The organism is Sodalis sp. RH19 (assembly GCF_047324215.1).
Lineage (GTDB): Bacteria > Pseudomonadota > Gammaproteobacteria > Enterobacterales > Enterobacteriaceae > Acerihabitans.
On the sequence record NZ_CP178734.1, the window covers coordinates 1,828,871 to 1,849,497 of the forward strand.

Consider the following 20,627-nt stretch of genomic DNA (forward strand, 5'->3'; position numbering starts at 1 on the left):
AGGGCTAGGGCTAGGGCTAGGGCTAGGGCTAGGGCTAGGGCTGTAGTTTCAACGTACCTTGTCAAGGAGCAACTTTTTTTCCGTCGCGTTTAAAAAAGCAATCTCCAGACCGTTGCGCCGGGCGGTCTGTATTTGGCTTGGGGTCAGCCCGGCCTGCGGCGCCGCCACCCGGTATTCATAATCAATATCGATACCCTGGACCGCCGGATCGTCCGAGTTAATGGTGGCGAGGATCCCGTGCTCAAGGAATTGCTTTAACGGGTGTTCTCCCAGCGCGCGCACGGTGCTGGTCTGCACATTGGACGTCAGGCAGCTCTCTATACCGATGCGATGCAGCGCAAGAAAATCCATCAGCGCCGGATCCTCAATGGCCTTTACGCCGTGGCCGATACGCTCCGCGCCCAGTTCATGAATGGCCTGCCAAATGCTCTCGGGACCCGCGGCCTCGCCGGCGTGCACGGTAATGCGCAGCCCGGCGTCGCGGGCGCGGGTGAAATGGCTCAGGAACAGGCTGCCGGGGAAACCCAGCTCATCGCCGGCCAGATCCAGCGCCGTGATACCGTCGCGGCAGGCGAGAAGGGCCTCCAGTTCTTGCAAACAGGCGTCTTCGCCAAAGGTGCGGCTCATGATGCCAATCAGCCTGGCTTGGGTGCCAAAATCACGGCAGCCGTCGCTGACTCCCGCGATAACCGCTTCCACCACCCCTTGCAACGGCAACTGGTGTTTCATCGCCATATAATAAGGTGAGAAGCGCAATTCGGTATAATCCAGCCCCACCCGGACGGCATCCTCGACGTTTTCATAGGCCACGCGGCGGCAAGCCTCCAGAGAACCCAGCACCGCCACGCCCCAGTCCAGCTTTTGCAGGAAACTGACCAGATCCGGCTCGGTTTGGGTGACCTGCACATGCGCCCGCAGATCCTCTAGATTATCGGCCGGCAACGCCATGCCGAATTGGCGGCCCAGATCGAGGATGGTTTGCGCACGGATATTGCCGTCAAGGTGGCGATGGAGATCGGTCAGGGGAAGGTGTTTATCAATCATCGGCAACAGTCTTATTCTGGTGAAATATAGCCTGATTATAACGTGTTTGCGAAGAGTTAGCAGAGATTGGTTAGCCGGCCTGGGTGGGATTACGCTTCAGGAACAAACGGAGACATTGAGGAATGCAGCGTGCGCAAAAGAATAGGATCGCGCCCGCGGCGCGGCGGATAGGGAGGGTAACGTCTTAAACAGACCGCCCCGGCGCCGGGGCGGTCATCAGGCTGAAAGGTTTAAGGTTGCGGTATCGCCTGCGGCTGGACCGGTGGGGTTTCGCCTTCCGGTAAACCGAACAGGCCGAACAGGCCGAACAGGCCCATAAAGCTTTGCAGCGACATTTTTTGGCCGTTCAGGTTGACCTGGTTATCGGCATATTGAAAGCTGCTGGTCAGGGTATTATCGCTGACGGTGGTCAGTTTAAACATCTGGCCCATGGCCGCCAGTCCTTGTACCTGCTGTTTAGCCAGTTTTTGGGCATCCTCGTCGTTATAGCCCTGGAGTCTGGCGAACTGGGTGGTGGTTTCGGTGGCCATGTCCAGCGGCACGGTCAGCTTGGCATCCAGCTTGTTGACAAACCGCGCCCACAGCTGATCCGGCGTCGCCGGCGTGGCGGGAGCCTGGGACGGGTCGTTAAGATTGAGCGTCAGGTTAAACGCGCTTTCTCCTTTGCTGTTTTTCCAGCTGAACGGCGCAATGGTCAGGTACGGGCTGCCTTTCAGCGCCAGCGGCAGGTTCTGGAACAGCGCCTGGCTTATCAACTGCTGCTGAGTCGCAGGATCTAAATGCCGTTATTTTTTCTAAGTTTTTATAATAACCACCGATATAGGTTGGATGCTGCCTTTACTCTGTGGTCAAGATTGCCAATTTTTAGCAAAGTAGAGGGGCAAGCTTTGTCAAAGCTGGATATCATTCCATTAACTCAGTGTATTAATGAGATAAACCGTATCAAGACATAGGATGATGCCAGTTAAAATAGGCAATTGCCTGTATGGAAAATGGTGGCTATTATAAATTAATCGGTGATGTCTATTACATTTTGTATGTCATTTTACACTGGCATTTCGCTATATCGTCTATTTTAAATAACATAATCCTGTGAGAAACCGTAGAGGGTTGTTATGAATATAAAATTAGATTACTTTAGAAACAATGCTTCAGATGGCAATATTTATGCGCGATGCATTGGTGAAGAGTCTGATTTTGATATAATCTACACCTTATTCGAAGGGAAAGAAAAAGAGCATTTTTCTATAAAAAAGAAAGCTTATGGCGATGAGCTGGTGACTTTTAAGCTTACATCAGGTTGCGACTATTATTTACATGCTCAATTAAAATTGTCTAATGGACAGGATGTTGAGCTATGTTCTGACATAATCTCCACATTGCCCTCCTCGCATTTTCTACCGCCGACAAATTGCAAAATTGAAGATATGACAGACATAAAAGGCAAACTGAAAATAACCTCAGAGGGTAGACAGGATTTTATAATACAATTTTATCCAGGTGGATATAAAAAACTTCAGTGTGAAGCCAGGCATAACGTTCCTTTGTTTTTCAAAGCCAGGCGTTATATTGATTTCGCGCCTTGTTTTGATAAAAAAACGCTAAGCGGTATCATAAAAAAATTCCCGTTGAGCAAAAAATTGCGTGAACTTTATCGGGTGCGGCAAAACCTGGTAAATGATGATTTACTGCAGCTGGCGCAAGAAATTGAACGGCTGGATTATGTGGAATACTGCAGCTTATCGGGCGATCCGACGTCGGAATCGTTACCCTCTGAATGGGAGACATACCCGCAGGAAGTTGATATTGCTAATGTGACGCCGAATTTGACCCAGCACCAGGGGTATCTTGACAATACGACAAGAGGCATGAGCGTCAGGGCGGCGTGGGCCAGGAATGTTACCGGACGTGGCGTGTCGGTACATATGCAGGATACCGGCGTATGGCCGGACCATGAAGATTTGATCGGTAATATTACCGTCGTTAACAATTCATATGAGAATAGAGATCACGGCACATGGTCGGCCGGCGTTATCGCCGCCAGCAATAACGGGATCGGCATGATGGGGATCGCTTACGACTGTCGCTTGTTTGCCTACATAAATACATTCACCGATTTTGAAAAGATTGTACGTGATGCCCTTCCGGGGGATATTGTTACTGCCTCTTTAGGCTGGGATTATTCAGCTTTACCGTTGGTGCACCATCAAGCCTGGTGGAGTATGTATCGTTTGCTGGTAAGCAGCGGTGTAGTGGTGGTGCTACTCTCCGGCAATGGAGGATTAGATCTGAGTCAATCGGTCGAATTTAATAATTTTGGCGATAGCGGCGTTATCCTCGCCACCGCCAGTCATCCAGACAACAGGAGGCGGCTGGAGTTCTCAAATTACAATTTCACCCGGATGATTGCCGCCTGGGGAATGGATGTCGCTACCACCGGCGAGGGCGATTTGCTCAACCTGGGTCATCCCAACCGGACTTATACCGCCAATTATGGCGGCACCTCCGCCTCGGCCCCCCAAATCGCGGGCGTTCTGGCCCTTATCCAATCCTATGCAAAATCGGCTTATCATGTGATTTTTAGTGGCGACCAACTGTATCAGATTATCCGCGTGACGGGCCATCGTGAAGGCGAAGCTGATTTAATTGGTCCCAGACCTAATGTGCATGCCGCACTGGAATATGTGGACTACCTGTTAGGACCGGGCGAGCCGACGCCACCGCCGCCAGAATATCCCTTGTGGCGGGTAGGTGTACAATATGAAGTGGGTGACAGGGTCAGTCATTTGGGGTTGAACTATATCTGCAGGTCACGCCATGTTTCCAACGTCGGCTGGCAACCGCAGCTGGCGGTAACATTATGGACGAGAATCCCATAATAAAACATAATCACGAACGTCTAAAAAAGATTAGTAAAACATATCATTATTTGGTGAGAATTTCAGATATTACTGATTAATCTTTCCAAATAATACATAACAACTTATAAGTGATTAAGGGGCACCGTCATGAATATAATGCTCAATTATTCAACTGAAGATCTTCCTGAAAGAACTATTTCTATTCGATGTAAAGGTGCTGAATCGGGGGCTAAGGTGGTATTTAGCCTGTATGAGCAGGACAATATTATTTGTAAAAAAGAGGCCAACGGAGATGAACAGGCGCGTTTTACCGTGCCGTTTCCCTCATGGTATAAAATTTCCGCTGAAATTAGCCAGGGAGACGATGCGTGCTGCTTATTGTGGACTAACCCTATCGATATTCCCGATTTCCGCGAGCGGCAATGTGAAAAAACACTGGATATTAAAAGTCTGAAAGGTAATCTTGATATTTTTCCAGGAGAGGATAATTACATTGAGGTTAAATTTTATGATGGCGGAATAATACAGATATTTGAGGAAAGATCGTATAAGATACCGCTTTTTTATAGATATAGACGGCATCTGGATTTCATACCCTGTTTTGATAAAAATCAAATCGATAAAAAATGTTGTTTGTTACCTATTTATAATGAGCTGCGTAATTTTTACCGACTAAAGATTAATCTCGATAATTACCAACTACTGGCATTAGCCCAGGAGTTGGAGAGCCTGGATTATGTTGAATATTGCTGTTTGTTAAGTAAAAACAAATACCCGCCACCGCCTGATAATATTGAACACCAATGCTATGAACCGCAAGCGCCCTTTATTGGACAGACGCCTGATTTTACGCCATTGCAAAGGTATTTGGATCCTGGGTTGGGTATGAATGTCAGAAATGCCTGGAGCCGGGGGGCATTCGGCGTTGGCGCGACAGTACGATATATGGGGTTTGGTGTTTATCAAGAGCATGAAGATTTAATAGGTAATATCACTGTAAATTCCAATCGTCCAGGTGCCCGGAATCATGGGTCTGCGGGAGTAGGCGCCGTTAGGGGTATCAACAATGGTTTTGGCATAACAGGTATAGCCTATGGCTGCAAATTGATTTTTCATGATACCGGTATAGAAAATCTGGACCGCATTTTAGTGGAATTATCGGCGGGTGATTTGATCATTATAAATAATCAATTTAACATCAATGGTTTCTTGTTGCCCATGGTACATCTGGCATCTTGGTGGGATCGGATAGATTTATGTACCCGGGCCGGGGCGGTGGTGGTATTTGCCGCGGGTAACGGCGGGCTCAATCTCCGTCAATTTCCTCAATTTAATAATTTTGGCGACAGTGGCGGTATTATGATTTGCAGTGCTGACTCACACTCTGGTCTGATTAGACATAGCAGTAATTTCAATCTTTATTCAATGCTAAATTCCTGGGGTGATAGTGTTGTTACGATCGGATGGGGTGACTTACAAAATTTCGATCCGCCGAACCGCACTTATACCGCTACCTTTAGCGCCACTTCCAGCGCCACGCCTTTAGTGTGCGGAGCTTTAACGGTAGTTCAAGGTTATGCCATACGCCGGCTTTATCGTCCATTAAACGCCGCTGAAATGTTCAGAATCGTCACCCTTACCGGCGGACGGGAGGGGGAAGGACAAGGTATTGGTGTCCGGCCTAACGTCACCGCCGCCCTGGAGTTGGTAGATGAAATGGCCGGTGGCGGAACGCCGCCCCCAGAGCCTGAATATCCCCCGTGGCGGGTAGGTGTACAATATGAAGTGGGCGACAGGGTCAGTCATTTGGGATTAAACTATGTCTGCAGGTCACGCCATGTTTCCAATATCGGGTGGCAACCGCAGCTGGCGGTAACGTTATGGACGAGAATCCCATAATAAAACACAATCACGAACGTCTAAAAAATATTAGTGAATGTAGGGAATTGATCTTGGACTTAAATAGATCAGAATCATGACAAATGAAATGTGTTTATATCCAAATGTCGGTGCTGGCCGGGAGGAAATGCCGTGTTTACGCCCAAAACCGATTAAGATCCAATAAATTTATGTAGGTGACAATCATGGGTTTGACTATCGAATACTACAGGGCTTATTCCCCTGAAGGCCCTCTCTATATTCGCTGTGAAGGTGCGGCGCCCGAATGTAAAGTGAAATTTACCCTATATGGGCTGGATGGCATGATAGATAACAAGGAGGCCGAAGGCGATGAACTGGTCGGCTTCAGCATCCCTTTTCCGTCGGAATACAGGATTTCCGCTGAAGTCTTATCGGGGTACGATAAGTGCGGTGTATTATGGACAGACCCTATTATTGTCCCGGAGTGCCACTGGCAACCTCAGCCGCAAAAACGGGAAATCAACAACCCGAAAGGCAAGCTGAAAATTATCGAGGGTGTGGATAACTATATAGAAATTAAGTTTTATGATAAAGGAAAAAAACAGCTTTTCGAGGAAAAAAAACATAATGCCGTATTATTTTATAAATATCGGAAATGTATTCATTTCCTGCCCTGTTTTGACCGGGAGATGATAAATAAAAAAAGAAAATTATCGCCAATCTATAATGAATTGCGAAATTTCTACCGGATTGATAGCGAACTCTGCAATGACGAACTACTGGCGTTGGCGCAGGAGCTTGAATGCCTGGACTATGTGGAATATTGCGCGCTTGCAAGTAAAAATAAATTTGCGCCGCGGCCCGACGACGACGGTCCGCGCCCTTATGACGAAGCGCGCCATGCCTCGCCCCATCTGCCGGCACCTTGGTACGGCGACAAGGACCCGTCATTTGATACTCCCTTGAATGGTCCGACGCCCGATTTCACGCCGCTGCAAGGCTACCTGAATCCGGGGAACGGCATGAATGTCAGGAATGCCTGGGCCAGGGGAGCCACCGGCAATGGCGCCACCGTCAGGTATATGGGTTCTGGCGTCAATCCCCAGCATGAAGATTTAATCGGTAATATCACCGTAAATTCCAATCGTCCGGAGGGTAATAGGGAGCATGGTACCGCGGGGGCCGGATGTATCGTCGCCGCCAATAACGGTTTTGGCGTGACGGGCATTGCCTTCGGTTGCCGATTCTTTTTCCATTATAACGATATTCACAGCCTGGACCGGATCATGGGGGATTTATCACCTGGTGATGTGATCGGCATCAATCTTTCGGTGGGTGATTCAATTCCATTCCCTATGGTATTAGTCATCGAATGGTGGGACCGGATAAACTGGTGCGTGCGCGCCGGCGCGACGGTGGCTTTTGCCGCCGGTAACGGAGGGGTAAGCGTCAGGAACCATCCTTTGTTTAATGATTTTGGCGATAGCGGCGGGTTTATGATCGGCGCCAGCTACCCAGAGACCGGCCGGAGGACTTCTTTTTCGAATTATAATCTTTACTCCACCCTTAACTCCTGGGGGTGGAATGTCACTACACTAGGATGGGGGGATCTGCAGAATTTTGACCCGCCTAACCGGCTTTACACCTCTGCATTTAACGGCACTTCCAGCGCGACGCCCCTGGTGACGGGCGCTTTGGCGTTGGTGCTGGGCTATGCGCGCGCCAGGCACCACCTTACGTTTAATGCGCGGCAAATATTCGAGATTATTACCCAGACCGGCGGTCGGGAGGCGAATGGACAAGATATCGGCGTACGGCCGAACGTCGCCGCCGCGCTGGCGCGGGTGGATGAAATCGCCGGCCCGCCACCGCCGCAATATCCCTTGTGGCGGGTAGGGGTACAATATGAAGTGGGCGACAGGGTCAGCCATTTGGGATTAAACTATGTCTGCAGGTCACGCCATGTTTCCAATATCGGCTGGCAACCGCAGCTGGCGGTAACGTTATGGACGAGAATCCCATAATAAAGCATAATCACGAGCGTCTAAAAAACATTAGTGAAACATATCATTGTTTAGTGAGAATTTCAGATGTTATTGATTAATATCGCTAAATAACACATAACAACTTATAAGTAATTAAGTGTCACCGTCATGGATATAATGCTCGATTATTCAATTATAGATATCAATCATTCAGATATTACCATAAGCACCTGCAGGCAAGTTGCTTATGGTCGGGTGGTCAAGCTATGGTTTACCCGTTGCGGTTTAAAATCGCTTGTTTTTCGGCTGTGTTTAAAAAAGCAATAACCAAACCGTTGCGCCGGGCGGTCTGGATCTGCTGTGGGTTAAGGCCGGCCCGCGGCGCGGCCACTCGATACTCATAATCGATATCAATACCCTGTACCGCCGGATCGTCCGAATTGATGGTGGCGAGAATGCCATGTTCAAGAAACTGCTTTAACGGGTGCTCTTCAAGCGAGCGCACGGTACTGGTCTGCACATTGGACGTCAGGCAGCTTTCTATACCGATGCGATGTTGCGCCAGAAAATCCATCAGCGCCGGATCTTCAATGGCCTTTACACGGTGGCCGATACGCTCCGCCCCCAGTTCATGAATGGCCTGCCAGATGCTCTCGGGACCCGCGGCCTCTCCGGCGTGCACGGTAATGTGCAACCCGGCGTCGCGGGCGCGGGTGAAATGGCTCAGGAACAGGCTGCCGGGAAACCCCAGTTCATCGCCGGCCAGATCCAGCGCGGTGATACCGTCGCGGCAGGCCAGGAAGGCCTCCAAATAGGATCGCGCCCGCGGCGCGGCGGATGGGGAAGATAACGTCTGGATTAAACAGACCGCCCCGGCGCCGGGGCGGTCATCAGGCTGAAAGGTTTAAGGTTGCGGTATCGCCTGCGGCTGGACCGGTGGTGTCTCGCCTTCCGGCAAACCGAACAGGCCGAACAGGCCCATAAAGCTTTGCAGCGACATCTTCTGTCCGTTCAGGTTGACCTGGTTATCGGCATATTGAAAGCTGCTGGTCAGGGTATTATCGCTGACGGTGGTCAGTTTAAACATCTGGCCCATGGCCGCCAGTCCTTGTACCTGCTGTTTAGCCAGTTTTTGGGCATCCTCGTCGTTATAGCCCTGGAGTCTGGCGAACTGGGTGGTGGTTTCGGTGGCCATGTCCAGCGGCACGGTCAGCTTGGCATCCAGCTTGTTGACAAACCGCGCCCACAGCTGATCCGGCGTCGCCGGCGTGGTGGGAGCTTGGGACGGGTCGTTAAGATTGAGCGTCAGGTTAAACGCGCTTTCTCCTTTGCTGTTTTTCCAGCTGAACGGCGCAATGGTCAGGTACGGGCTGCCTTTCAGCGCCAGCGGCAGGTTCTGGAACAGCGCCTGGCTTATCAACTGCTGCTGAGTCGCCGGATCGGCCTGGCCGGTCTGTTGCATGATCTGCTGCGCCTGGGCATGATATTTTTCGCTGAAATCGGCGATCGCTTTCGGATCAAGATTCGACAGCTTGATAACCAGCTTGCCGGCGCCGAAATTCTGCCCCTGCACATGCAGCGCATCCAGGTTATAGGCCACCTGCGCATTGAGCTTATCCGCCTCCTCGTTAACGCTGGTCACCTGCGACAGGTTATCGACGCTGAGCATGTCCTTGCCGTCGACATTGTACACCAGCGTCTTGGCCTTCATGGTATTGTCGCCGACGCTGTAATCCAGCTTGCCTTTATGGGTGCTGCTGTCGAGGCTGAACTCCTGCACGGTAACCTGCTCATGCTGTTGCCACTGGTTCAGGCCGCCGATCAACAGGCTGGCGATACTGCCGTCGACCGACATCTTGTCCATGTCATGGTCTATCGCGGCGTTAAACGTCCCGCCGCTGGTGCGGAATACGGTGGCGGGGCTGTTAAAATCCAGGGCCATCACATCGATAACCGATACCGTATCGCCGTTATACGCCACCCGGGTCAGGGCGGTGACCGGCGACTGTCCCTTGCTGGCGTCAAGCAGCGGTTTAACCAGCGGCGTCGCGGCCAATTGGCTGCGTACCGAGGCCATACTGGGGATCAGCACGCCTTTTTTTAACTCGGCGAACGGGAACGGGCCATGGTCGATGGCTTCGTTGACCACCAGGCGATCGCCGGGTTTCAGGGGTTTGTTTTCGCCGGTGGTGCCGTCGGATACCAGCACCAGGTTAACGTGGCTGGAGAACAGACGGCGCTGGTAGTCTTCGATAACCAGGTTGACGCCGGCTTCGGGGAACGCCGCCTTGATACGGGCATTGGCGTCGGCGACCACCGTAGGCAGGCGCTGCTCGAACTGTTTGCCGGTATACCATGCGCTTGCGGTCCAGGCCGCGCCGAGGACAATAATCACGCCAACCGCTATAAGTGTTTTTTTCATGCTTGGTTCATCCTTATTATAATTTCCTGTTCCAGATTGACTGACCGCCCCGGGGCGCAGGCAAAATACTCTGTTGCCGCCACGTGTATATGGTTCTAATAATAGCAACTGCCGGCCAATGCGTGGGCTGTGTTGTCACAGTTCGTTGTAAACCCGGGCAAGACGGCCATTGCCGCTGGCATTGACCGGTGAATCGCCGGCTGCCAGAAACGCGGATTCACCCGGTTTCAGCGTCAGTTGCCGGCCGTCTTTTTCCAGCACCGCCTGCCCGTCGACGCAGAAGACGATGGCGGCGCTGTCCTGGGCCAGTGCCTGGGCCTTGGAAGACAGGTTGTGCAGCGCAAAGGCGAAATCTTCCACCGGGATTGGGAAACGCAGGGCGCCGTTTTCCGCCACCGGCCGGGCCAGCAGTTGGTTCTCGGGCTTGGCGATAAACTGTACGTTGGCCAGCAGTTCAGGCACGTCGATATACTTAGGGGTAAGGCCGGCACGCAGAACATTGTCGGAATTGGCCATCACCTCCAGCGCTTCGCCGCGCAGATAGGCGTGGGGCGTTTCGGCATAAAGAAACATAGCCTGGCCCGGTTGCAGGGTGATGACATTTAACAGCAGCGGCGAAAATAAGCCGCAGTCCTCAGGATACTCTGCCGCTATGTTGCCGATGGTCGCCCAGGGTTCGCCGTGCTGATGGCCAAGGGTGCTTTTCAACACATCGAGGGCCAGGGATTTTTCCTCGCCGGCCATGCTGAGCAAATCGCCGAACAGCTGCGCCAGATGTGTTTCATCGGGATGTTGCAAAAAATGCGCAATGGCGGGATGAGCGCCCGCCACCGGCTGCAGCAGGGAGACGATGGCGGTCATCTCGCGAAATCCGTTCATCGCCTGGAACGGCGTCAGTGCAAAGACCAGTTCCGGTTTATGGTTGGGATCCTTGTAATTACGATTGCCGGCGTCAAGAGGGACGCCACGATCGTTCTCCAGGGCAAAACCGCGTTCAGCCGCGGATTTGCTGGGATGAACCTGAATGGACAACGGTTCCCGCGCGCACAGGACCTTGAACAGGAACGGCAGCTCGCCAAAACGCCGGGCAACCGCCGCGCCGAGCGTCGCCTCGGGCTGTTGCGCTATGTAGTCCCGTAAGGAAATCTCGTTGCCCCGATCGTCGCTGATACGCGAACTGCTTTTGGGGTGCGCGCCCATCCACAGCTCGGCCATCGGCTGCTGGCCCGGGTTGGCGATGCCATACAGGCGGGTGAGGGCGTCTTTACTGCCCCAGGCATAATGCTGTACCGAGTTGATCATTTTTTTCATGGATTTACTGCCCTTGGTGAAGCCTAAATGTGATAACGCGAGGCGGTCGCATAATGGTAAGCTTTTCTTCGGCGCTATACTATCAATGTCAGTCTAGCAAAGACAGACTATCGATGTCCCGTCCTCGTGGCATCGCGCACGGGCAGGATATTGATCTTTAGGAAGAATACCAGGAGGAAAAATGGCAGCAACCCGCATAGAAAAAGATTCCATGGGCCCGATCGAGGTGCCGTCGGAGCGCTTATGGGGGGCGCAAACGCAGCGTTCCCTTGAACATTTCCGCATTTCCAGTGAAAAAATGCCGCCCGCGCTTATCGCTGCGCTGGCGCAAACCAAGCGCGCCGCCGCAGCGGTGAATAAAGATTTAGGTTTACTGCCCGCTGAGCGCGCCGACGCCATTATCCGCGCGGCGGATGAGGTCTTGGCCGGCAGCCACCCGCTGGAGTTTCCCCTGGCCATCTGGCAAACCGGTTCCGGCACGCAAAGCAATATGAATATGAACGAGGTGCTGGCGAACCGCGCCAGCGAGCTGCTGGGCGGAGAGCGCGGCGAAGGCCGCCTGGTGCATCCCAATGACGATGTCAATAAGAGCCAAAGCTCCAATGACGTGTTTCCCACCGCCATGCACGTGGCCGCCGTTGTGGCGCTGCGCGAACATTTAATCCCGCAGCTGAAGACGTTGCGCGCGACGCTCGCGCAAAAATCAGCCGCCTTCGCCACTATCGTGAAAATCGGCCGTACCCATTTGCAGGATGCCACCCCCCTGACGCTGGGACAGGAAATTTCCGGCTGGGTCGCCATGCTCGATCATAATCTCACCCATATCGAACACAGCGTGCCCCATCTGGCCGAACTGGCGCTGGGCGGCACCGCGGTGGGCACCGGGCTGAACACCCATCCCGAATATGCGGTGCGTGTCGCCAAGGCGCTGGCGGAGTTGACCCAACAGCCTTTTGTGACCGCGCCGAATAAATTCGAAGCGCTGGCCACCTGCGACGCGCTGGTCCATGGCCACGGCGCGCTGAAAGGGCTGGCCGCGTCGCTGATGAAAATCGCCAACGATGTCCGCTGGCTGGCGTCCGGCCCGCGCTGCGGCATCGGCGAAATCAGCATCCCCGAAAACGAGCCGGGCAGTTCCATTATGCCGGGCAAGGTCAACCCGACCCAATGCGAAGCCATGACCATGCTGTGTTGCCAGGTATTGGGCAATGACGCGGCAATCAATATCGGCGGCGCGTCCGGCAATTTTGAGCTGAATGTTTACCGGCCGATGATTATCCATAATTTTCTGCAATCGGTACGCCTGCTGGCCGACGGCATGGACAGTTTCAACCATCATTGCGCCGTGGGCATCGAGCCCAACCGGGAGCGTATTGACCAGTTGCTAAACGAATCGCTGATGCTGGTGACCGCGCTGAATACCCATATCGGTTATGACAAAGCGGCGGAAATTGCTAAAAAAGCCCATAAAGAAGGACTGACGCTGAAAGCGTCGGCGCTTAAGCTGGGCTATTTGAGCGCCGATGAGTTTGATCAATGGGTGCGACCGGAAGATATGGTGGGGTCGCTGAAAAGCTGATGGGCCTGGGCCGCTGCGGTTTCTCCACCGCGTAACGGGGCGCGGCGATAATTACTGCGCCCGCGTCCTGTCGAGCGCCGCTTTTGGGCGGCGCTTTGCTTATCGACTCGACGCCGTCAGCGCGCCCTGTTTCCCTTCATGTCGTTGCCTATTGCCCGATGGGCATCAGGACGCCACGTACAGGTGCAATCGTTTAATGAGCAGACGCGCGGGCAGCCCCGGCGGCTTGTGCTTATGGCGTACCCCCTCGCGGTTGTAATCCAGCAAGCCACCCAGCTTCGGCACCGGCGCGCCTGACGACTGCCGGCATAACACTATCAGCGGGGAAGGGCAGGCGTACTGCACCTGCCGCTGGCTGTCCTGATACCAAACCCTGGCAATAGGCTGAACCTTGACCGGTCTTTTTATCTTGAGCGCAATGTCGGGAGGCAATTTACTGACCGCGTCGATCTCCTGCCGGATGCGTTCGGCCCATTGCGTTTTATCATAAGGCGGTACCGCCCGCCCGGCTTCCAGGCTTTTTTGCAGCATGGCCAGCACCTCCTGGCGCGTCAGGTTCTTGATAATCTGTTTATTGGCCCAGCCGAAGCGAACGCTTGCCGGGTCGGTCACTGTTTGCAGCGCGCGGTAGGCGCTGAGGGTTTTTAAACCACGCAGGTGGGTATGGACAAATTCAAAGCGCAGTTCGGGCGGCAGTTGCGACTCTACCGTGATCAGATGCGTCAGTTCGGCTTTTAGCTGGTTTATCGCGGCGGTGAGCGCCTGCGCCGCATGATACTGCGCGTCGTCGACGGAAAAGCAGAGCACGCCCGGCAGGCGAATGGCCGACTTGGCGCTGGTGTCCTGTTTTTGATGATAGATAAACATGCGCTGGAAGTGCGCCAGCCCCAGGGTGCCAGCCTGGGCGCCCACGAGCTGGGTAACCTTTATCTGCGCCGTATCCTCATGCTCTTTGCCTTTTGGAACCTCTGGCAACTCAAAGACCCGCCCGGCAAGCAAGCGAAATCCGCCCATCATCCCCTGCCACTCGGTTAAGTGGGCCTGTAGCTGGTTAAAATGTTGATTAAGTCGGTCGATCAAGTCTAGCGCGGGCATATTAAGGTGACCATTTAGTTACAACATACATTAAAGTATAGCTCTTAGTCGCCACTTCACCAATGCCGTTGTTTTCGCTTAACAGCAGAAACGTCGCGCCCTGGGTATTATCGCAGGCGTTGTTTTGGCTCATCGGCTATGAGAGGGCGCGCAGTTCAGGCAACATGCGCAAGCGCTGGGCCACATATATCCCCAGCAGCAGCATAACGGCGATAAATACCACTACGCCGCTCCAGGCGAATCCATGCCAGAAAAAGCCGCCGACGGTGCCGGCAACGCTTGACCCGACATAATAGCAGAACAGATAAAGCGAAGACGCCTGGCCTTTGGCGCGCCGGGCGCGGCGGCCAATCCAGGCGCTGGCGGTGGAGTGCGAGGCGAAAAAACCGGCGGTAAACAGCATCATACCGCCCAGGATGGCTATCAGTGACGAGAACCAGGTCAGCAAAAGCCCGGCCAGCATAATCGTCATCGAGACCATCAGCACCGGTCCGCGGCCATAGCGCCCGGCCAGGCTGCCGGCCTTGGGCGAGCTAAAGGTGCCTGTCAGGTACACGACAGACAGCAAGCCGACCGTGGCCTGGCTTAAGTACCAGGGTCCGGCGAGCAGACGATAACCAATATAGTTAAACAGGGTAATAAACGACCCCATCAGTAAAAAACCTTCGATAAACAGCAACGGCAGACCGGCATCGCGGAAATGCAGGCGGAAATTTATCGCCAGCGTCCGCGGTTTGAGCGACCCGGCGCGGAAGTGGCGCGACGCGGGCAAGATGCGCCAGAACATCAGCGCCGCGCCTAACGCCACCACGCCGATGGCGCCGACGGCGATACGCCAGTTAAAAAAATCCGTCAGCACCCCGCTTATCAGCCTGCCGCTCATACCGCCAATCGAATTGCCGCTGATATAAAGCCCCATGGAAAACGCCACCACGCTCGGGTGGATTTCCTCGCTGAGATAGGTCATCGCCACGGCGGCTACTCCGCTTAACGACAGGCCGACCAGCGCGCGGACGATCAAAATACCCTGCCAGTCGGTCATAAATGCGCTGACGAGGGTAAATGACGCCGCCAGCAGCAATGACACCACCATCACCGCCTTGCGCCCCACGGCATCGGACAGCGGACCGGTAAACAGCAGTCCTACGGCCATCAGGCCGGTGGCGGCCGAAAGGGATAGGCTGCTGGTCGCCGGCGATACGCCGAAATCATGCGATAATACCGGCAGTATCGGCTGGACGCAGTAGAGCAGGGCAAAGGTCGCCAATCCGGCGGAAAACAAGGCCAGGGTGACGCGGATAAACTGCGGGGTGCCACGTTTGATAAAAGGTTGCTTGACGGGGACGAAGTAGTCGGGTGCTTTAACTGCGGGCGTCTCACGGGCGGGCGCGCCGGTACGCGATAGGGTGTTCACAATAACTCCTCGGGAAAGCGAAAAAATCCACAGACGGGGATCTGTCTGCGGTAATAATTTGAAAATGATAGGAACAAAGCAATTTGTTGTCTAATATATTAATACTCTCATTTAATATGTTTAAAGTATGAATATCGAATTGCGTCATTTGCGTTATTTTATCGCCGTGGCGGAAACGCTCCATTTTGGCAGAGCGGCGGAGAAACTTCATATTTCTCAGCCTCCGCTTAGCCAGCAAATCCAAATCCTTGAGCAACAGATCGGCGCCAGATTGCTGGAACGCAATAACCGCAACGTCAGGCTGACGCCCGCGGGAAAACAATTTCTGGAACAGGCCTGGTCGATTATTGAACAGGTTAACCAGGCGGCGGAGCGGGCCGCCAGGATCCATCGCGGCGAATCCGGCGAAATCACTATCGGCTTCACGTCGTCAACGCCGTTTAATCAACGTATCTCGGCAAGTCTGCTGGCTTTTCGCCAACAGCATCCCGCCGTGCATATCCAGATGGTCGAAACCAATACGAAGCAACAGATCGAGCCCCTGATGAACGGTAAGTTCGATATGGGGGTCATGCGCAATACGCCATTGCCGGAGGCATTGGGTTATCAATTGCTGCTGCGGGAATCCCTGGTGGCGGTAGTGCATCAGGATCATCCATTAGCAGGCGCCGCCGGCGGCCGGATCAGCGTGCTGCAGCTGGCCAGGGAACCCTTTGTTTTCTTTGATCGCAAGGTGGGTACGGCGCTGTATGACGAAACGTTGCTGTTATTAAAAGGGTTCGGCATTACGCCTTACATTACCCAGGAAGTCGGCGAGGCAATGACGATTATCGGCCTGGTTTCCGCGGGGCTGGGCGTCTCTATCCTGCCGGCGTCCTTTGCGCGTATCAAAGTCGATAGCGTGCGCTATCTGTCACTGGAGGAACCACAGGCAAAAACCGAGGTATGGCTGGTGACCCTTCGACAAAAGGAGCTTTCTGCCGCCGCCCGGATGCTGATCAATTTAATGTTAAAGCAATAATGCTAGTATGGTTGTTGTGTGCGGTAAATCACATAACTAATCAAATATTTGACGGCTAATTTTAAAAGTCCCACCATAGCCCCAATATATTATTTTATAGCGTGAAAATATCAGGAGCAAGGTGAGTGATTGGCCATGGTCAACCAGGACATATCGATCAAATCAAGCAGACTAACGCGGGAGTCGTGTATCGCCTGATTGATTCATTCGGCCCTATTTCGCGTATCGCCTTGTCAAAACTCGCCAGACTCGCACCCGCCAGCATCACTAAAATCGTGCGCGAACTGGTCGAGGCTCATTTGGTCACCGAAACCGAGTATCAGGAAAATGGCCTGCGCGGCCGGCCGGCCATCGGACTGGTGGTTGATACCCAGGCCTGGCATTTTCTTTCGGTACGCATCGGGCACGGCACCATGACCCTGGCGCTGCGCGAGCTCAGCAGCAAGCTGATTGTCGAAGATACCGTGCCGCTGCCGGCCACGGCGCCGGAACCGCTGTTGGTTCGCCTGATCCAAACCATCGATCAGTTTTTTATCCGTCATCAGCATCAGTTGGAACGTCTTACCGCGGTGGCGGTGACGCTGCCGGGCATTATCGACGCCGCGGCGGGTATGGTGCACCGTATGCCGTGGTATGACGTCAACAACATGGCGCTGGGACCGGCGCTGAGCGAACATATCGGCGTGCCGGCCTACCTGCAGCACGATATCTGCGCCTGGACCATGGCGGAAGCGCTTTACGGCGCGGCGCGCGGATGCAATGACGTTATCCAGATCGTTATCGATCATAATGTGGGCGCCGGCGTGATCACCGGCGGCACGCTATTGCACGGCGGCAGCCGCAGCTTGGTGGAGATTGGGCATACCCAGGTGGAGCCGTATGGCAAACGTTGCTATTGCGGTAACCGCGGCTGCCTGGAAACGGTGGCGGGGATTGAAAGCATACTGGAACTGACGCGCCAACGCCTGGCGCTGAACAGCCATTCCATCATGAATGACGCCGCGATAAGCGTTGAATCGCTGTGCCAGGCGGCCATGGCGGGCGATACCCTGGCGCGGGACATCATCGTCGGCATTGGTAACAGCGTGGGACGCATACTGGCCATCATGGTCAATTTATTCAATCCGGAAAAAATCCTGGTCGGCTCGCCATTAAATGAGGCATCGGATATTTTATTCCCGGTAATTCTCTCCAATATACGTCAACAGTCGCTGCCTGATTACAGTAAGGACATCACCGTGCAGGCGACGCGATTTAAAAACCAAGGCACCATGCCGGGCGCCGCGCTGGTTAAGGATGCGCTGTACGACGGCTCATTGTTATTGAAGCTGGTCCAGGGGTAAGGCTATAAATATTGAGCTAACGCAAGCCGTGGCAAGGCTATATCGGTTACATTTTACGTTAATCAACCACCTTATCCAAACATGTCCAATGGATTAACGCCAGGCTGGAGTCGTCATGTTAAAACGTATTTTTGTAGCCGGTACGGATACCGCTGTCGGCAAGACCATTGTCTCGCGCGCCATTTTGCAATATCTGGCGGCGCGCCGGCTCAGCGTTACCGGGTACAAGCCTATCGCCCGGGGCAGCCAGGAAACGGCGGAAGGGCTGCGCAATAAAGATGCCCTGGTGTTATGCGCTTCCTCCACGCTGCAGCTTCCTTATGAGCAGATCAATCCCATCACCCTGCGCGAGGAGGAAATCAGCGCCTATTCCGGCGATGACATCGATTACGGCTTGATGTCCCGGGGACTGAAGCATCTGTCCGGCCTGGCCGACATGGTGGTGGTGGAGGGCAGCGGCGGCTGGCGTACCATCATGAGCGACTATCGGCCGTATTCCGATTGGGTGGTGCAGGAACAATTGCCGGTAGTCCTGGTTATCGGCATCAAGCTTGGCTGTATTAACCATGCGTTATTAACCGCGCAAGCCATTATTAACGATGGCTTGCCCTTATTAGGGTGGGTTGCTAATCGCATTAATCCCGGGCTGGCGCATTATGCGGAAATAATGGATATCTTGCGTAATAAAATCCCGGCACCGCAGCTGGGTGAATTGCCTTATTTACCCAGGCCGGAGCAGCGCGATCTTTCGGGATATATAGATTTGAGCAATATAACGCTACCGGAGGTTATTACCGCGCAGCAGATGTGATTCCCGGGCGGAAGGGTAAATCTCCCGCCCCGGTTGTTTTACGGGCTTGGCGCGTCGCTTGCGGCCGCGGCGCTGTCGGCGCCTTCGGCCGATCGGATATAGACAATCTTCTGCGTATCGTTTTCACAGTGGCCGACCACCTGGCCGCCCGCCTGGTCGGCGCTATCGTTCGGCACGATATCCAGGCGGAAGCCGGATTCCGGCACCCCGTTGGCGATGATTTTTTGGGTGATATCCGCTTTGACACTTTCACACGACGCCTGCGCCGCCAGCGGCAGCATCATGGCAACCGCTGCGCCCAGGATAAAAAAGCGTTTCCCTGTTTTTCCGCTCAGTTGATGGCTTAGCCCCTTCATCTTGCCTTGATTGCTCATATTACCGTCCTTATCAGAGAATGAAGTACCCGTTACAATGATAGCAGCGCTGCCGGAAACGGATAATAACCGCCTATCAGGGAGCCATTAACGTACGGCCGGTACGGCGATCAAGACAGCGGGCCGTAGTGTCCTCCCAGTAGGCGTTTACGTTCTCACTGCTATTGCATTTTTCCTTTAAATCAATGGTTTTGTCATATTTATCAAAGTCCTTTTCATCGCGCGTAATCTGCTTGTTGCGCAGATTATGGGTGGCGTTCCACTGCTCCTGGCTTTGGCGCGCCTCTTCGCGGGATTGGGCGTTATCACCGGAATCGATGATCAGACGTTGCGTGTTGGTGGCGGCGGCACCGGCGGCGGAGAAGGCCATCAAAGCGACCGCGAGCATCCCGCCGAGCAGTCGTGAATAAGAGGTGGTTTTCATAACGTCTTCCTTTTAATCTTTACGTGGATAATAACGCAGGTAAAATCAACATTGCGCGCGCAGGCATAATAACATTGCCTTATGGTTAAAAACCATTCGTCATCGTTAACGAAAATGAAGGAACAGCCTCCGGTATGTTCAAGACAATGTTGCTGTTTATGGCCACCGCCGTGGCGGAAATTCTGGGGTGCTACCTGCCTTATCTGTGGGTTAAACAACAGGGCGGCATAGTGCTGCTGATACCGGCGGCGGCAAGCCTTATCGCTTTTGTCGCGCTGTTAATGCTGCATCCCGCCGCCAGCGGGCGCGTGTATGCCTCCTACGGCGGGATATATATATTGACCGCGCTGCTATGGCTTCGGTTCATCGACGGCGTAAAATTATCGCCGCAGGACTGGCTGGGCGCAGCGGTGATCTGCGCCGGAGTGATGATTATGCTGTCCGGATGGTCCAGAAATCCGTGATCATTCGCAGTACAACTCGCTTTTCGACCGCGTAAAACAGATGCCCTCACGATGATCAATCGCATTATTGTCGATAATCCAGGCAATATCATGACGGGCCTGAAGTGAAAAGTTGGTCGCAGGCGTGGAAAAATTCCCGGCAGCATAGCCGCCGTCCGGGTCTACGCTTAAGCTAAACTCACCAGGCAACTCTTGTTCATTACCCGCGAGCTCGCCGCTTAGTATGACAATACCTTCCTGCCGCGCTGCATTGCGAACTGTAGCCAGGTATGGATGGCCGTGCGTGGCCAACACAATGTTGAAAGTATCACCCACTTTTAAACTGCGGGCTGCCGGAAGATCAAAATAAACATAACGCCCTTTAGCCAGCATCGCTGGATCCATCGCCAGATCGAGGGATTGGAGCCGCCGCCTGTCGCCGGCAAACTCCCTGACTAAAAGTGAAGGCGGAGTGTTAAGCGTTGTAACGCCGGAGTCCACTGCAACTCCAGGCGCTATTTTTGCCGCTACTGTCGTCCCGGCTTTATCCAGGGCGGAAGCAGAAGGTAAAATGTCGATGCTTAATATAATCGAAAAAAATAACGCGCCCAGGAATGATAATATAATTTTCATAATATAA

Annotated in this window: 16 protein-coding genes and 2 pseudogenes; 8 read left to right on the plus strand and 10 right to left on the minus strand. The window is 53.5% G+C overall.

Features of this window, described 5'->3' with window-relative positions; genetic code table 11:
• Window positions 1–48: 48 nt before the first annotated feature.
• Complete coding sequence (add, locus tag ACL2XF_RS08215; protein ID WP_413722883.1) at window positions 49–1,044, minus strand: adenosine deaminase; 996 nt, start codon at window positions 1,042–1,044, stop codon at window positions 49–51.
• A gap of 230 nt (window positions 1,045–1,274) precedes the next feature.
• Window positions 1,275–1,823: pseudogene (locus tag ACL2XF_RS08220) on the minus strand (YdgA family protein); the annotation flags it as partial.
• A 336-nt stretch (window positions 1,824–2,159) separates the two neighbouring features.
• Here ACL2XF_RS08220 and ACL2XF_RS08225 point away from each other — a divergent pair.
• The 3 genes from ACL2XF_RS08225 to ACL2XF_RS08235 all read left to right on the plus strand — a co-directional run bounded on the left by ACL2XF_RS08225 (window position 2,160) and on the right by ACL2XF_RS08235 (window position 7,789).
• The gene (locus ACL2XF_RS08225) at window positions 2,160–3,923 is read left to right on the plus strand and encodes a S8 family serine peptidase (RefSeq protein WP_413728406.1); all 1,764 of its coding nucleotides are present in this window, start codon (window positions 2,160–2,162) and stop codon (window positions 3,921–3,923) included.
• A 129-nt stretch (window positions 3,924–4,052) separates the two neighbouring features.
• Window positions 4,053–5,804, plus strand: coding sequence for a S8 family serine peptidase (locus ACL2XF_RS08230; RefSeq protein WP_413722881.1), 1,752 nt, complete (start codon window positions 4,053–4,055; stop codon window positions 5,802–5,804).
• Between the two features lie 302 nt (window positions 5,805–6,106).
• A complete protein-coding gene (locus tag ACL2XF_RS08235) occupies window positions 6,107–7,789 on the plus strand; it encodes a S8 family serine peptidase (RefSeq protein ID WP_410015059.1) in 1,683 nt (560 codons plus the stop codon).
• 232 nt (window positions 7,790–8,021) lie between these two features.
• On the opposite strand, the pseudogene ACL2XF_RS08240 reads toward ACL2XF_RS08235, so the two are convergent.
• The 3 genes and pseudogenes from ACL2XF_RS08240 to manA form a co-directional block, all read right to left on the minus strand.
• Window positions 8,022–8,612: pseudogene (locus ACL2XF_RS08240) on the minus strand (adenosine deaminase family protein); the annotation flags it as partial.
• Window positions 8,613–8,654: 42 nt separating this feature from the next.
• Window positions 8,655–10,172: a YdgA family protein gene (locus ACL2XF_RS08245; RefSeq protein ID WP_413728407.1), complete on the minus strand. Its 1,518-nt coding sequence runs from the start codon at window positions 10,170–10,172 to the stop codon at window positions 8,655–8,657.
• A gap of 135 nt (window positions 10,173–10,307) precedes the next feature.
• Window positions 10,308–11,483, minus strand: coding sequence for a mannose-6-phosphate isomerase (manA, locus tag ACL2XF_RS08250; protein ID WP_410015061.1), 1,176 nt, complete (start codon window positions 11,481–11,483; stop codon window positions 10,308–10,310).
• A 181-nt stretch (window positions 11,484–11,664) separates the two neighbouring features.
• On the opposite strand from manA, the gene fumC reads away from it, so the two are divergent.
• Window positions 11,665–13,062: a class II fumarate hydratase gene (gene fumC / locus ACL2XF_RS08255; RefSeq protein WP_410015062.1), complete on the plus strand. Its 1,398-nt coding sequence runs from the start codon at window positions 11,665–11,667 to the stop codon at window positions 13,060–13,062.
• 165 nt (window positions 13,063–13,227) lie between these two features.
• Here the strand turns inward: fumC and tus are convergent, their stop codons facing one another.
• Together tus and ACL2XF_RS08265 are read right to left on the minus strand one after the other, a co-directional pair.
• Complete coding sequence (gene tus, locus ACL2XF_RS08260) at window positions 13,228–14,157, minus strand: DNA replication terminus site-binding protein (RefSeq protein ID WP_413728408.1); 930 nt, start codon at window positions 14,155–14,157, stop codon at window positions 13,228–13,230.
• A 136-nt stretch (window positions 14,158–14,293) separates the two neighbouring features.
• Window positions 14,294–15,571 (minus strand): MFS transporter, encoded by a 1,278-nt coding sequence (locus tag ACL2XF_RS08265; protein WP_410015064.1) that lies wholly within the window; start codon window positions 15,569–15,571, stop codon window positions 14,294–14,296.
• Window positions 15,572–15,698: 127 nt separating this feature from the next.
• Between ACL2XF_RS08265 and ACL2XF_RS08270 the strand changes: the two genes are divergently transcribed.
• The 3 genes from ACL2XF_RS08270 to bioD all read left to right on the plus strand — a co-directional run bounded on the left by ACL2XF_RS08270 (window position 15,699) and on the right by bioD (window position 18,746).
• Window positions 15,699–16,592, plus strand: coding sequence for a LysR family transcriptional regulator (locus tag ACL2XF_RS08270; RefSeq protein WP_413722877.1), 894 nt, complete (start codon window positions 15,699–15,701; stop codon window positions 16,590–16,592).
• Window positions 16,593–16,717: 125 nt separating this feature from the next.
• Window positions 16,718–17,935 (plus strand): ROK family protein, encoded by a 1,218-nt coding sequence (locus tag ACL2XF_RS08275; protein ID WP_410015066.1) that lies wholly within the window; start codon window positions 16,718–16,720, stop codon window positions 17,933–17,935.
• A 115-nt stretch (window positions 17,936–18,050) separates the two neighbouring features.
• On the plus strand, window positions 18,051–18,746 hold the full coding sequence (gene bioD / locus ACL2XF_RS08280; RefSeq protein ID WP_410015067.1) for a dethiobiotin synthase: 696 nt from the start codon (window positions 18,051–18,053) through the stop codon (window positions 18,744–18,746).
• Window positions 18,747–18,784: 38 nt separating this feature from the next.
• Here bioD and ACL2XF_RS08285 read toward each other — a convergent pair whose 3' ends face one another.
• Together ACL2XF_RS08285 and ACL2XF_RS08290 are read right to left on the minus strand one after the other, a co-directional pair.
• The gene (locus ACL2XF_RS08285; RefSeq protein ID WP_413722876.1) at window positions 18,785–19,120 is read right to left on the minus strand and encodes a DUF1161 domain-containing protein; all 336 of its coding nucleotides are present in this window, start codon (window positions 19,118–19,120) and stop codon (window positions 18,785–18,787) included.
• Between the two features lie 76 nt (window positions 19,121–19,196).
• A complete protein-coding gene (locus tag ACL2XF_RS08290) occupies window positions 19,197–19,544 on the minus strand; it encodes a DUF1283 family protein (protein WP_413722875.1) in 348 nt (115 codons plus the stop codon).
• A 134-nt stretch (window positions 19,545–19,678) separates the two neighbouring features.
• Between ACL2XF_RS08290 and ACL2XF_RS08295 the strand changes: the two genes are divergently transcribed.
• Window positions 19,679–20,008 carry a YnfA family protein gene (locus ACL2XF_RS08295; RefSeq protein ID WP_410015070.1) on the plus strand — a complete coding sequence of 110 codons (330 nt, stop codon included), beginning with the start codon at window positions 19,679–19,681 and terminating at the stop codon, window positions 20,006–20,008.
• Here ACL2XF_RS08295 and ACL2XF_RS08300 read toward each other — a convergent pair whose 3' ends face one another.
• Window positions 20,009–20,620 (minus strand): hypothetical protein, encoded by a 612-nt coding sequence (locus ACL2XF_RS08300; protein ID WP_413722874.1) that lies wholly within the window; start codon window positions 20,618–20,620, stop codon window positions 20,009–20,011.
• Between the last annotated feature and the right edge of the window lie 7 nt (window positions 20,621–20,627).

Excerpts from the sequence above, each read along its gene's own strand:
- ACL2XF_RS08270 (WP_413722877.1), top strand. The coding sequence starts at position 15,699 with ATGAATATCGAATTGCGTCATTTGCGTTATTTTATCGCCGTGGCGGAA.
- fumC (WP_410015062.1), top strand. The coding sequence starts at position 11,665 with ATGGCAGCAACCCGCATAGAAAAAGATTCCATGGGCCCGATCGAGGTG.
- ACL2XF_RS08290 (WP_413722875.1), bottom strand. The coding sequence starts at position 19,544 with ATGAAAACCACCTCTTATTCACGACTGCTCGGCGGGATGCTCGCGGTC.
- ACL2XF_RS08300 (WP_413722874.1), bottom strand. The coding sequence starts at position 20,620 with ATGAAAATTATATTATCATTCCTGGGCGCGTTATTTTTTTCGATTATA.
- ACL2XF_RS08230 (WP_413722881.1), top strand. The coding sequence starts at position 4,053 with ATGAATATAATGCTCAATTATTCAACTGAAGATCTTCCTGAAAGAACT.
- ACL2XF_RS08225 (WP_413728406.1), top strand. The coding sequence starts at position 2,160 with ATGAATATAAAATTAGATTACTTTAGAAACAATGCTTCAGATGGCAAT.
- manA (WP_410015061.1), bottom strand. The coding sequence starts at position 11,483 with ATGAAAAAAATGATCAACTCGGTACAGCATTATGCCTGGGGCAGTAAA.
- bioD (WP_410015067.1), top strand. The coding sequence starts at position 18,051 with ATGTTAAAACGTATTTTTGTAGCCGGTACGGATACCGCTGTCGGCAAG.
- ACL2XF_RS08295 (WP_410015070.1), top strand. The coding sequence starts at position 19,679 with ATGTTCAAGACAATGTTGCTGTTTATGGCCACCGCCGTGGCGGAAATT.
- tus (WP_413728408.1), bottom strand. The coding sequence starts at position 14,157 with ATGCCCGCGCTAGACTTGATCGACCGACTTAATCAACATTTTAACCAG.
- ACL2XF_RS08235 (WP_410015059.1), top strand. The coding sequence starts at position 6,107 with ATGATAGATAACAAGGAGGCCGAAGGCGATGAACTGGTCGGCTTCAGC.
- add (WP_413722883.1), bottom strand. The coding sequence starts at position 1,044 with ATGATTGATAAACACCTTCCCCTGACCGATCTCCATCGCCACCTTGAC.
- ACL2XF_RS08285 (WP_413722876.1), bottom strand. The coding sequence starts at position 19,120 with ATGAGCAATCAAGGCAAGATGAAGGGGCTAAGCCATCAACTGAGCGGA.
- ACL2XF_RS08245 (WP_413728407.1), bottom strand. The coding sequence starts at position 10,172 with ATGAAAAAAACACTTATAGCGGTTGGCGTGATTATTGTCCTCGGCGCG.